This is a genomic window from Flavobacterium sufflavum, from assembly GCF_004016525.1.
In the GTDB taxonomy this organism is placed as follows: Bacteria; Bacteroidota; Bacteroidia; order Flavobacteriales; family Flavobacteriaceae; genus Flavobacterium; species Flavobacterium sufflavum.
This window is the reverse complement of sequence record NZ_SACJ01000014.1, coordinates 78,515-92,286: the sequence shown is the minus strand read 5'-3', so window position 1 is coordinate 92,286 and position 13,772 is coordinate 78,515. Positions and strand designations below refer to the sequence as shown.

Annotated in this window: 7 protein-coding genes; all 7 read left to right on the top strand. The window is 34.1% G+C overall.

Annotated elements, in window-relative coordinates; all coding sequences use genetic code 11:
• Nucleotides 1–9: 9 nt before the first annotated feature.
• Nucleotides 10–852 (top strand): sialate O-acetylesterase, encoded by an 843-nt coding sequence (locus tag EOD40_RS16445; RefSeq protein WP_196781461.1) that lies wholly within the window; start codon nt 10–12, stop codon nt 850–852.
• Nucleotides 853–868: 16 nt separating this feature from the next.
• Nucleotides 869–3,406 (top strand): glycosyl hydrolase 115 family protein, encoded by a 2,538-nt coding sequence (locus EOD40_RS16440; RefSeq protein ID WP_128197390.1) that lies wholly within the window; start codon nt 869–871, stop codon nt 3,404–3,406.
• 36 nt (nt 3,407–3,442) lie between these two features.
• Nucleotides 3,443–4,879 (top strand): glycoside hydrolase family 28 protein, encoded by a 1,437-nt coding sequence (locus tag EOD40_RS16435; protein WP_128197388.1) that lies wholly within the window; start codon nt 3,443–3,445, stop codon nt 4,877–4,879.
• 22 nt (nt 4,880–4,901) lie between these two features.
• Entirely contained in the window at nt 4,902–7,745 is a 2,844-nt protein-coding gene (locus EOD40_RS16430) for a glycoside hydrolase family 2 protein (protein ID WP_128197386.1), read from the top strand.
• A 185-nt stretch (nt 7,746–7,930) separates the two neighbouring features.
• Nucleotides 7,931–8,446: a cupin domain-containing protein gene (locus EOD40_RS16425; RefSeq protein ID WP_128197384.1), complete on the top strand. Its 516-nt coding sequence runs from the start codon at nt 7,931–7,933 to the stop codon at nt 8,444–8,446.
• A 269-nt stretch (nt 8,447–8,715) separates the two neighbouring features.
• Nucleotides 8,716–12,888, top strand: coding sequence for a hybrid sensor histidine kinase/response regulator transcription factor (locus tag EOD40_RS16420; RefSeq protein WP_128197383.1), 4,173 nt, complete (start codon nt 8,716–8,718; stop codon nt 12,886–12,888).
• A gap of 210 nt (nt 12,889–13,098) precedes the next feature.
• Nucleotides 13,099–13,698: an RNA polymerase sigma factor gene (locus EOD40_RS16415; protein ID WP_128197381.1), complete on the top strand. Its 600-nt coding sequence runs from the start codon at nt 13,099–13,101 to the stop codon at nt 13,696–13,698.
• The last annotated feature ends 74 nt before the right edge of the window (nt 13,699–13,772 follow it).

The following is a 13,772-nucleotide window of genomic DNA, read 5'->3' as shown; positions in this document are numbered from 1 at the left end:
AAAATAAAAATGATGAAAATAAGCTTTAAAAAATACAGTCTGTTATTGTTGTTCCTAAATTGTTTTTTTGCATTTGCTCAAAAAACAAATGAAGAAAGAACCAAGAATTTTCCGCACAAGGAAGAAAAAGTTGTTACTATTCCCAATAAATCGAAGGTATGGGTTTTTATGATGGCTGGTCAATCGAATATGGAAGGACGTGGTTTAGTTGAACCTCAGGACACCATTGCTAATAATAGAATTTTAACTATAAATAGTAATAATGAATTGGTTCTTGCCAAAGAGCCAATTCATTTTAGTACTCCAGATTATAGAGGGTTAGATTGTGGAATGTCTTTTGCAAATGAATTGTTGAAAAGTATTCCCAAAGATGTAGTTATACTATTGCTGCCAACTGCAGTGGGAGGTAGTCCAATTGAGAAATGGATCAAAGATTTACCTCACAGAAAAATTAATCTGTATTCAAACTTTAAAGAAAAATTGGAATTAGGTAAACGATATGGAACTATAAAAGCAGTATTGTGGCATCAGGGAGAATCAGATGCTAATAAAGATGGAATCTCAAATCGCGACCAAAATCTAAAAACCCTGTTCGCTTCTTTTAGAAAAGACATTGGCAATGAAAAATTACCAATATTAATTGGCGAAATAGGCTCTTTTTCAAAAGAACCTGAATTGTGGGTTGAAATAAATAAAGCCAATTATAAATATATTCAAGAAGACAAATATGCCGACATAGTTGAAACTTCCGATTTGAAAGACAAAGGAGATAAAGTTCATTTTGATGGTGAAAGTCAAAGGGAAATGGGCAAAAGATTTGTAAAAAAGTATACTGAAAAGTTTTATAAATAGGTTTTAAAAAGAAAATATGAATCGAAAATTAGTATTTCAAATTACTATCGTCTTGTTCTTTATTATTGGATGTTCTGAAGTACAGGCTCAAAATAAATTAACGATAGTTCCACAAGCTAAAGCAGATGCTTTTCCATTAGTCGAAAAAGGGATTGTTCCTTCGATACTTACAGATAAAGACGATGCTGAGGTAGTTACTATTGTTGCCAATGCCCTTGCTTCGGATATTGGACTCATCAGCGGTGTTACGCCTCAAGTTGTAAATAAAAGCACTAATGAAGAATACCTGATAATAGCAGGAACCATTGGAAAGTCTCAACTTATTGATGAGTTAATTAAATCCGGGAAATTGGATGTTTCTTCTGTTAAAAATAAATGGGAATCCTATACTATTACAACTATTAACGCTCCTATTGCCGGTGTCAAGCAAGCATTAGTTGTTGCAGGTAGCGACCGAAGAGGAACAGCTTATGGTTTGTTTGAAATTTCGAAACAGGCGGGCGTTTCTCCTTGGGTTTGGTGGGCTGATGTGAAACCAACGCCAAGAAAATCATTGTATGTTTTACCGGGAACATTGGTACAAAAAGAACCTTCGGTTAAATACAGAGGGATTTTTATCAATGACGAGGATTGGGGTTTAAATCCCTGGGCTGCCAAAAATATGGACAAGGACATCAAGGATATTGGACCTAAAACCTATGCCAAAGTTTTTGAATTATTACTTCGATTGAGAGCCAACTTAATTTGGCCTGCCATGCATGATGAGACGAAAGCATTCTGGTATTATCCACAAAATCCTGTAGTGGCTGACCGATATGGTATTGTAATAGGTTCGACCCATTGTGACATGATGTTACGTAGTAATACATTTGAATGGCAAAAGAATTATGAAAAAGAATACGGTCATAAACCAAATGAATACCGTTATGACACCAATAAAGCAGAAGTAACTAAATATTGGGACGATCGTGTTAATGCTGCCAAAAACTATGAATCCATGTACACCATTGGTATGAGAGGGGTACGCGATGGAAGTATTGTGGGGCCAACAACTAAAGAAGGTAAAATAGCTTTGTTAGACACCATAATGACCGATCAAAGAAAAATATTTAAAAAATATTTTGGTGCAGATACGAATGCACTTCAAATTTTCTGTCCGTATAAAGAGGTTTTGAGTTTATATACTGCTGGTTTAAAAGTGCCTGATGATGTAACTTTGGTTTGGACAGATGACAATTACGGTTATATTCGACAGTTATCAAATCCTTCAGAACAAAAACGAAGTGGCTCCAGTGGAATTTATTACCACCTTTCTTATTTGGGTGGACCACATGACTATACTTGGTTATCTTCAAATTCCCCTTCTTTGATGGCTTATGAAATGACAAAAGCCTATCAATTTGGAGCCGATAAATTTTGGGTAGTCAATGTGGGCGATATTAAACCCGCCGAAATGGAGATAGAATTCTTTTTGGATATGGCTTGGGACACTAAAAAATGGACTCCGGAAAATGCAACGCAATATGCTCGATATTGGGCAGAAAAAACTTTTGGTGCAGCCTTAGCTCCCGAAATAGCTTCAATTAAAAATGAATACTATCAATTAGCGCAAAGTGGAAAACCCGAACACATGGGGATTTTGCAATTTGACAATGAATCTAAAACAAAAAGATTAGCAGCTTACGCAAATCTGATTGAAAAAGTAAACACGGTAAAAAGTCGTGTTCCAAAATTGCTTCAGGATGCTTTTTTCCAATTGATGGAATATCCTGTAAAAGGAGCTGCACTGATGAATCAGAAATTCTTCTATGCTCAAATGAGTCTGGAAGTGCCAGCAACCGATGGAAAGTTGGCTTTGGAATATTCGCAAAAATCGAAAAACGCTTTAGAACAAATTATCGATTTAACGCATCACTATAATAAAGAAATTGAAAATGGAAAATGGGATGGTATTATTACTCATGCTCCAAGAAATCTTGCTACTTATGGGATGCCTAAAATTGCAAATCCTGAAATTTTAAGTGAATCACTTCGAAAACCACAAGAGTATGACAAAAGGTATCTTAACCTGACTCCTATTGATGCTGCAAGTACATTTAAATTAGTTTCTATAAATGCTTCCGATTTTAAAAGCAAACAAGAAATTCCTTCTGAAAAAATTATTACGGTACAAGGTTTAGGTTTAGACGGAAAAAGCATTTCCCGTTATCCTTTTACTGGAAAATCATTTGCAACTAGTGATTATGCTAAAGCTCCTTATGTGGAATATAACGTGAATTTAAAAGCCGGCCAATACCAATTGTCGCTAAAAACACTTCCTAATAAGGCAATCAATAAGGAACGAAATCTAAATCTTGCTATTGTAGTTAATGAGCAAACACCGCAGTTTATAGATACGGATAATTCAAAAGAAGACAAGAATTGGTCTGCCAGCGTGGTAAGAGGTTATTTTGAAAAACAAATTCCGCTTAAAATTGAAAAAAAAGGAGCGGCTAAAATTCGTGTTTATATTTTAGATACAGGCTTGGCTTTAAGCCGAATTGATATTAAATAAGAATAGATTAATTTTATAAAAACTAAGCTGAATAAGATGAACTTAAAAAAACTATTCACGGTAAAACTTCCATTGCTTGCTCTGGCTGTTTTGCTGTTAGCATTAACAGCCAAGGAAGAACCAAAAGTGTGGACTTCTTCGAGCCAGCCTTTAAAGGAAATGGAGCAGATTCGCAAGCTAATTATAGCGCCTAAATTTAAAAATCAGGAATTTAATATTATAGATTTTGGGGCTAAAGCTGATGGTGTAACAATGAATACGGAGGCTTTTAAAAAGGCAATCGAAGCTTGTAATGCCGCTGGAGGAGGTAAAGTAGTTGTTCCTTCGGGAAATTTCCTTACGGGACCTATTTACTTGAAGAGCAACGTAAACCTTCATTTGAAAGTGGGTTCAACAATTCTTTTTTCTCAAAATCCAAAAGATTACCCTATTGTATTGACTCGTTGGGAAGGAATGGATTGCATGAATTATTCGCCACAAATCTATGCTTATAATGAAAAAAATATTGCCATTACGGGCAGTGGAACCATTAATGGGAATGCCGATAAAAAACATTGGTGGCCGTGGAAAGGTCGTAAACAATACGGATGGAAAGAAGGCATACCTAATCAATTGCTGGCTAGAGATAGTTTGCATCTAATGATGAAAAAAAATGTAGATCCCAGAAAACGTGTTTTTGGGGAAGGTCATTATTTAAGACCTTATATGATTCAGCCTTATAACTGTAAAAATCTATTGATTTCTGGTGTTACCTTAATCGATTCGCCAATGTGGTTTTTAAGTCCGGTAATGTGTGAAAATATTACCATAGAAAAGGTCAGAATAGATTCAGAAGGACCTAATACTGACGGTTGCGATCCTGATGCCTGTAAAAATGTACTCATTAAAGATTGTTATTTAAATACCGGTGATGACTGTATCGCAATTAAATCAGGACGTGATGAGGATGGTAGAGGAAACAAGAAACCTGCCGAGAACCACATTATTGAAGGTTGTGAAATGAAAAATGGGCATGGCGGAATTGTAATTGGTAGTGAAATTGCAGGAGGAGCTAAAAATATTTACGCTATTAACTGTAAAATGGACAGTAAAAATCTGGATAGAGTACTGCGTGTTAAAACTTCATCCTCTCGTGGTGGTATTATCGAAAACATATTTTTAAAAGATATTAGCGTAGGAAGTTATGGCGAATCGGCGATTCATTTCAACATGTTTTATGAAAATCCAGGAAATTTTATGCCTGTAATCAGAAATATTTGGATTGAGAACATGAATGTTGAAAAAGGAGGTGAATACGCTGTTTTTGTCGATGCTTATGCAGAATCTCCTGTGACCAATTTAAAAATTGTGAACTGTAATTTTAAAGGAGTAAAAAAGTCTTTTAAAGTCAATCACGTTAAAAATATGGAACTGCAAAATGTAACTATAAATGGTCAACTTGCAAAGTTTTCAGATGCTTCAAAAACGAAATAAAACAGATGCTAATTAGATAAAAATGAAATTAAAAAACATATTATATGCCTTGTCTCTTTGCTTTTTTTTAGTGATGAATGGGCAGACACAATCTCCGGTAAAAAAAGAAATTCAGTACCTCTCAGGAACCGATGTAAAACATACTAAAACCTGGGACTTTTGGGTAACTGCTGGTTGCAATAGCGGTAAATGGACTACTATTCAGGTGCCGGGGCATTGGGAACAACAAGGTTTTGGAGGTTACAATTATGGAAGAGATAATGTTACCAATGGAAAAAATTTCCACTACCATGATGAAAAAGGATTTTACAAATATGAATTTGAGGTTCCAGCTTCATGGATCAATAAGGAAGTAAATGTTGTTTTTGAAGGTTCAATGACCGATACCGAAGTGAAAATTAACGGAAAGTTAGTTGGAGCTGTGCATCAGGGATCTTTTTATCGATTTAAATACAATATTGAAGATAAATTAAAATTGGGTCAAAAGAATTTATTGGAAGTGTTGGTAAGCAAAATGTCTGCTGATAAATCGGTAAATGGAGCAGAACGTTTGGCTGATTTCTGGATTTTTGGAGGGATTTTTAGACCGGTATATCTAGAAGCTTTGCCAAAAGAAAACATCGCCTGGACTTCTATTGATGCTAAGGCAACAGGTTCTTTCAATATGAATGTTCATTTGAACAACAAATTAGATGGATACGATGTTCTTGCCGAAATTATGGATGCCAAAGGTTCAGTAGTAGGAACTACAACCGCCAAAACCACTGCGACAGATTCAGTTATTAATCTTAAAACTACAGTTAAGAAACCAAAACTTTGGTCGGCTGAAAGTCCTAATTTATATAGTGTAAAAGTTTCCCTTAAAAAAGGTACCGACAAAATTTATGAAACTTCAGATAAGTTTGGATTCAGAACTATTGAAGTTCGAAAAGAGGATGGAATTTATTTGAATGGTACCAAAATAAAAATTAAAGGAGTTAATAGACACGTGTTTTGGCCTGAGTATGGGCGTGCCACTTATCCTGAAGCCGATTTAATTGACGTGAAATTGATTAAGGAAATGAACATGAATGCGGTGCGTTGTTCGCATTATCCTCCGGATAAAAACTTCCTTAGAGTTTGTGATTCCTTGGGACTTTATGTAATAGACGAATTGGCTGGTTGGCAAAAAGCGTACAGCACTAAAGTTGGCGAGCCTTTAGTGAAAGAAATGGTTGTTCGTGATGCAAATCATCCTTCAATTATTTTCTGGAGTAATGGAAACGAAGGTGGACATAATTTTGATTTTGATGATGATTTTGGAAAATACGATTTATCCAATCGTACCGTAATCCATGCACACCATAAACCTGGAAATGCCATTAATGGTATCGATTGTAATCATTATGAAGATTATTACAGTACTCAAAAGCTTGTTGCAGATGCCAATATTTATATGCCAACCGAGTTTTTACATGCCATGCAAGACGGTGGTGCCGGAGCCGGTTTAGCGGATATGTGGGAATTGCATTGGAATTCCAAAAAAGGGGCGGGAGGTTTCATCTGGGATTTTGCCGATGAAGGTATCATGCGAACCGATTTAAACAATATGATTGATGTAAATGGGAATAACGCCGCCGACGGAATTGTAGGGCCTCACAGAGAAAAAGAAGGTAGTTTTAATGTAATTAAAGAGATTTATTCGCCGGTTCATATCACGCTTAAGGAATTGCCTGAAGGTTTTAAAGGAGAAATTCCGGTAGAAAACTGTTATCATTTTACCAATTTAAATGAGTGTAACTTCCAGTGGGAATTAATCAATTTTAATGGGAAACAGGAGGATGAAACAGGGCATACAATTGTAAAAAAAGGAAATTTTGTTGGACCAAATATTGCAGCTGTTGCTAAAGGAGTTTTAAAACTGGAGCTTCCGGCTGATTGGAAAAACAGCGATGCTCTGGCTTTAAGCGCTTATGGGCCTGATAAAGAAGAAATATACCGTTGGGTTTGGAAGATAAAATCGAATGCAGATTTATTAAAACCTATTTTAACAGCAGAAGCCCCAAAAACGGTTGCAGTTAAGGAAGAAAGAAACATTTTGACATTGACAGCTAATGCTATTTCAGTAAGTTTTGATGAAAAAACGGGTGAATTGTCAGGGGTTAAGAATGATAATGGTTCGGCAATTTCATTCAAAGACGGACCTGTTTTGGTAAGTGGTACATCCAGCTTTACAGGATTAAAACACTTTAAAGAAGGAGAAGCTTATGTAATTGAAGCAAGCTATACAGGGAACCTGAATTATGTGCGTTGGAAAATGCAACCTACAGGATGGTTGGAAATGGATTATCAATATACGCTCGATGGAGAATTTCCTTTTGCAGGAATCACTTTTAGTTATCCGGAAGGATTGGTTATGGGGGCTAAATGGTTGGGTAAAGGGCCTAGTCGTGTGTGGAAAAACCGTTTAGAGGGAGTTACTTTCGATGTTTATGAAAATCGTTATAACAATACTCAAACAGGAACTGCACCATGGATTTACCCGGAGTTTAAAGGTTATTTTTCTGAAATAGTCTGGATGGAATTGAGTACATTGGAAGGGAAGTTTACCGTTGCTTCTTCTGACGAAGACATGTTTGTGCGTTTATTTGATTTTTATGGCATCAATGCTAATAAGCCTCACCCTAAGTTACCAGTTGGAGATATTTCTTTCCTTGATGGAATTCCACCTATAGGATCAAAAATGGGAGTTAATGATTCAAATGTTAGAGGATTTGGCCCTAATAGTGAATTGAATTCAATTCATAAACCAATTAAACGCAGTTTGTACTTCTATTTTGGTTCTCCAAAACTAAAGGAGAATAAGGAGGAGAAATTGCCGAAGTAATAAAAAGGGAGAATGAACTAAGTTTATTCTCCCTTTTTTATTACTGTAAATGTTATGTGTGCCATCAGTCATTTTTTAATATTTTCTGAACTCAGTATAGTTCAGAACGGTTAGTCTGTTTTAAATGAATAATTTTATCCCTTTTAATATTGATGTATAAACACTAAACGAAAACAAAGAATAGAATGGAATTTAATTTATCTAACGAATTAGAAAAAGATACAGTTTTTGAACAGATTGCTTCTTTCCTGAAAGATGAAAATTTTACTATAGTCCAACAGGATCAAAGCCGTCCTTGGGGAGGTTTTTTTGTAATTGATGAAAAGCAGGCACAAGCTTTTGCAGCCAAATTTTTTCCGCATCTTGAAATGTCTGAAATTCAGATTACCAATAAATTGAGTCCGAAGATTTTGGTTGTTGCACCTAATAAGCGTTTGTCCTGGCAGTATCATTTTAGAAGGGCTGAAATTTGGACAATTCTTTCGGGTTCGGTTGGAGTAAAAACAAGTGCTAGTGATGAGGAAGGAGAACTACAACAGCTTAATCAGGGGGCTTTTATACAAATGGATAAAGGGGAACGTCATCGTTTGATTGGTTTGGATTCATGGGGAATTGTAGCTGAAATTTGGCAACATACAGATTCTAATAATCCTTCTGATGAAGAAGATATTGTACGCTTGCAGGATGATTTTGGAAGATAAAAAGATGTTTAAATTATTTCTAAAATGAAGAATCATTTTTAAATTAGAGTAAAAGACAGTATTGTTTTTTGCTCTAATTTTTTTATGAAGATGTGTTTTTGACTTGTAAAATGAAAATTCAGCTTTCTTTTCTTACACACAAATAAAATATCAAAAAACAAACTTAAAAAAAGAATATTTAAGCTAGTGTTTTCCTTTTTAAATTACTTAATTTTGATAATATTAACTGTAATCCTAGAAATTATTTAATGTTTTAGGAAAAAAATAGAATGAAAATAAAAAATAAAATTGGGTTCTTATTTGTATTGTTTACTTGTTATGTTCAAGCTCAGTATTCAAATTTAAAATTCGAGAATTTTGATACCTCAAAAGGGCTTTCAAGCAGTACTTGTTTGGATATTTTTCAGGATAGGGAAGGTTTTGTATGGCTGGGAACTATTGACGGTTTAAATAAGTATAATGGTTATGAATTTCAAGTTTATCGAACAATCCTAAATAATCCATACTCTATAAGCAACAATAGAATAAACGCTATTACTGAAGATAGTAAGGGGAATTTATGGGTAGGAACCGATAATGGATTGAATGTTTTTGATAAAAGCACGGATAAATTCTATAAAATTAATTTGTATCAGACCAAGTCAGCCGATGGTACTTTTAGAGAAGTAATTAATGGATTGTTATTTGACAAAAAAACAAATTCATTATGGGTTGCTTCTAAAAATGGGTTAATCAAATTGTCTTTGGATAATAATATAGATTCCAATTATTCTAAATTAAAATTTGTTCAATACACGCATAATGCAAAAAATAAAAATACTATAGATAACAATGATGTTACTAATGTTTTAAAAGACCTTCAAGGAAATATTTGGATAGGAACAAAATCCAATAATCTGAATCGTTATAATTATAAGACGAATAATTTTACCCGATTTTCAATTGACTTTGAAAACAATCAATATCTGAATCATTTACCGAAACAATTCCTGATTGACAAGGATGGTGATTTTTGGATTGGTAACGATTTGTCACATCTCTTTTTATATAATAGATACCAAAATAAATTTAAGAAAATAGCTCCTGTAGCTAAAAGCATTCCTATTTTCGATCTTTATCAGGATAGAAAAGGAGTGATATGGGTAGCTACCGATGGAGACGGAATTTATTTGCTGGATAAAAAGAAAGGATTGTTACAACATTTGAAACAAAATCCAAGCGATCCTTTTTCGTTGTCAAACAACCAGCCTTCTAAAGTCTTAGAAGATAATAATGGTATTTTTTGGATTGCATCTTATAATGCAGGGGTAAGTAAATTGGCTGTTGCTAAAGCTTCTTTTGGACATTATTTTTACCAGCCGGGAAACGGAACAGGTTTGAGTGCTAAAATAGCCCAATCGGTATTACAGGATAGTAAAAAAAGAATTTGGATAGGAACTGATGGGGGAGGATTGAATCTTTTTGATGAAAAAACAGCGACTTTCAAACATTTTAGAGCCAATCCGGGCAATCCTAATTCCTTAAGTTCGGACAAAATTGTGTATCTCTTAGAAGGGGATAATAATGTTTTGTGGGTTTGTACCTGGGATGGAGGTTTGAATAAGTTTTATACTGATGAGGGAATTGTTAAATCGTATAAATTCAATAAGAATGATCCTTTTTCTATTGGACAAAACACAGTTTGGTGTGCCGAAAAAGATACCAAAAACCGATTGTGGTTAGGAACATCTACGGCAGGTTTAAATTTGTTTGATCCCGTTAACGAAAAGTTTTATCAGTACAAGAATATTCCGGGTGATGCTCACAGTTTGATTAGTAATTTTGTTTTTTCACTTTTTATTGATTCTAAAAATCGCTTGTTTGTAGGAACTTCCCAAGGTTTGTGTGTTACTTCTCTTAATGCGGTTAAGATGACGATTCCGAAAAAAATAAACTTTTCGGAGATTAAAATAAAAAATATTCAAGGAAACAGGGTCAATTATATTATCGAAGATTATAGAAGGAATATATGGCTTGGAACTGATATTGGCCTGTATGAGCTGGATGCTAACTTGAAATTGAAACATTCTTATTCGTCATTGAATGGACTTCCAAATAATTTGGTGGTAGGGATTCAGGAAGATAATAATCATAATTTGTGGATCAGTACTAAGAGTGGATTGTCTTTACTGAATCCTAAAACGAGAACCTTTAAAAATTTTAATCTGCACGACGGATTACAAGGGACTGAGTTTCAGAGTAAGTCTATTGCTAAAACACATGATGGGCGTATTATTGTGGGCGGAATTAATGGATTCAATATTTTTAATCCAAAAGATATTTCTCTTAAATCGGGTATTGTTTCTCCGGTTATTTCAGAAATTCGATTGTTTAATAAAAAGATTGATGCCGGAGATACCATCAATGGAAGGATTTTGTTGAACCAATCTATTGCAGCGACTAAAGAAATTAATTTAAGGTATGATGAAGGTTATATTTCATTTGGTTTTGTAGCCCTGCATTATCAAAATCCGGAAAGGGTAAAGTATGCTTATAGAATGGATGGGCTGGATGAAAATTTCATCAATGCCGATATTAGCAGGGTAGCTAATTATTCTAATTTGGAACCAGGTACTTATACGTTTGAAGTTATTGCCTCGGTAGATGGACAATGGGATCAGGCAAGAAAAACGTCTATTTTAATTAAAGTACAATCGCCGCCATGGAAAACCTGGTGGGCCTATACTTTTTATCTTTTGGCTTTTGCTTTTATTCTGTCCTATTCGATTTATTTTTATACTAAAAAGGTTAGGGAAGAAAAAGAACAGGAGTTGGACCAAATGAAATTAAACTTCTTTATCAACGTTTCTCACGAATTTAGAACGCCTTTGACATTAATTCTAAATCCCGTTGATAAAATTTTGTCTTCGTTTAACGATCCTGAAGAAGTCAAGAAATCGGCATTGATTATCCAAAGAAGTAGTCGTAGACTTTTGCATCTTGTTAACCAATTACTGGATTTAAGAAAAATGGATTTGGGTAAAAAACCTTTGGAAATTTCCCGAATGAATATCGTGAAATTCAGTAAAGATATTTTTCTGTTGTTTGAAGATTTGGCGAAAGCCAAAGGAATAGATTTTGTTTTTAATGCGCCTAAAAAACAATTGTATGGCATGTTTGATCCTGATAAAATCGAAAAGATATTGACTAATTTACTTTCTAATGCACTTAAATTTACAGATAAAGGTGGCGAAGTAACTTTGTCTATAAATGAAGTAATGCTTGAGAAGGAGTATACTTATTTGAGGTTTTTTAAAAGAAAAACAGTAGAAAGAGATGTTGAAATCAAAGTAGCAGACACAGGTATAGGATTAAAGAAAGAACAACTAAATGAGGTTTTTCAACGCTTTTTTCACGCTGATAGTTCTAAATCAGGAACTGGAATTGGACTGAATTTTATTAAAAGTTTGGTCGAGTTGCATCAAGGAGAAATTCTGGTTGAAAGTGAATATCAGGTTGGTTCTACTTTTATTGTGCGATTACCGGCTGATCTTCCTGTAGAGAAAAATCAATCTGATTTATACGAATCCGGTAATTATAAAATTGATAAGGTTTCTATCACTTCTGCCGAATATGAAATTGCGATATCTAATGAAGATGTAGATGATGAAGCGGTTACTACTGATAAAAGTAATCGTCCTGTTGTGCTTATTGTTGAGGACAATAAAGAATTGCGTAATCATTTAAAAAGTGAATTGAGTTATCAGTTTCAGGTTAAAGAGGCTGCTAATGGACTTCTGGGGTTAAAAATGATTAAGAAATATTATCCTGATATTGTTATCAGTGATGTGATGATGCCTGAAATGGATGGTTTTGAAATGTGTCGCCAGGCTAAAAATGATATTGAAACCAGTCATATTCCTATTATTTTGTTGACAGCAAGAAGTTTGGAAGAAGATCGAATTGAGGGTTATGATACAGGAGCCGATGAATATTTATCAAAACCATTTAATATTAATGTTTTAAAAGCTAGAATTAAAAATCTTTTGGAAGCCCGAAAAAGAGCTAAGGAAAGATTTGCTTCTATAGGAACGATTCTGCCTTCGAGCGAAATAACGACCAATTCTATTGATGAAGCATTTTTAGATAAAACAACTAAAATTGTGATGGATAATATCTCCGATCCTGATTTTAGTTTAGAAGATATCATAAAATCATTAGGAATTGGCCGATCTCAGTTTTATAGAAAAATCAGTTCAATCACAGGACAAAATCCGAGTAATTTTATCCGAACCATTCGTTTAAAATATGCATCCGAATTATTGTTGACCCAAAAATATTCGGTTAAAGAATTAACACATATGTGCGGTTTTAATTCTTCTGCTTATTTTACCAAAACCTTCAAAGAACTTTTCGGAATGACACCAACCCAATTTGTGGAGCAAAGTCAGGAAGAGAAATAATAGATATAAAAATCATACTTTCAATTTTATCAATCCGAAGTTTATTTTTTATTTAAAGGATAGACTTAGGATGGAATTTTTAATAAAGATAAAAGAAATCAATTATACGAATGATTTAACAAATCCCATTCTTAACTTCTATACTTTTATTTATTTTAGCTATGTTTGCTCTAATCGTATTGCATTAAAACTAATTGCCGATCATATAATATGAACTCTAATTCGATATCTTTAAATGAATCTGCTCTTTTATTGAGTATTTCGGCAGGCGATGAATCGTCTTATACTTTGCTAGTTGAAAAATATTGGCAAAAGGTGCTTCAACATGCTCTCAGTTTTGTGAAATCATATCCGGTTGCCGAGGAATTAACACAAGATGTTTTTATTCAGATTTGGGAAAAACGAAAAAAACTATCTGAAGTAAACAGTTTTGAAAACTACCTTTTTATTGCGAGTCGCAATTTAATTATTAGCCATATACGGAAAAAATTAATAGAAACGGATTCGCTAAAAGGAGAAAAGTTACAAGAGCTATTTTTAAAACCAGACGAGCAATATGAGTTTCAGGAATTGGTCAAAATTATAAATGAAGGGGCTGCGCTTTTGCAAGAACCCAGACGCTCTGTTTTCCTGTTAAGCCGCATGGAAGGTAGGGATGCCGATTATATTAGTAAAGAATTGGGTATTGCGACAAGAACTGTTCGTTGGCACTTGGTACAGGCTTTAAATTTTCTTAGAAATTACCTTCATAAGCATTATAATATCAATTTATTAACGCTAATTTCTTTAGGGTTAAAATTTTTTTCATAATTTTTTCATTTTTCATTGCCACTTTGGTAATCTAATCGCGTCTTTATATTTAGAGACCTGAATTAGGTCGCCCC

What these genes read in the sequence shown, in the direction of transcription:
- EOD40_RS16415 (WP_128197381.1), top strand. Translation starts at nt 13,099, where the DNA reads ATGAACTCTAATTCGATATCTTTAAATGAATCTGCTCTTTTATTGAGT.
- EOD40_RS16435 (WP_128197388.1), top strand. Translation starts at nt 3,443, where the DNA reads ATGAACTTAAAAAAACTATTCACGGTAAAACTTCCATTGCTTGCTCTG.
- EOD40_RS16430 (WP_128197386.1), top strand. Translation starts at nt 4,902, where the DNA reads ATGAAATTAAAAAACATATTATATGCCTTGTCTCTTTGCTTTTTTTTA.
- EOD40_RS16420 (WP_128197383.1), top strand. Translation starts at nt 8,716, where the DNA reads ATGAAAATAAAAAATAAAATTGGGTTCTTATTTGTATTGTTTACTTGT.
- EOD40_RS16425 (WP_128197384.1), top strand. Translation starts at nt 7,931, where the DNA reads ATGGAATTTAATTTATCTAACGAATTAGAAAAAGATACAGTTTTTGAA.
- EOD40_RS16440 (WP_128197390.1), top strand. Translation starts at nt 869, where the DNA reads ATGAATCGAAAATTAGTATTTCAAATTACTATCGTCTTGTTCTTTATT.
- EOD40_RS16445 (WP_196781461.1), top strand. Translation starts at nt 10, where the DNA reads ATGATGAAAATAAGCTTTAAAAAATACAGTCTGTTATTGTTGTTCCTA.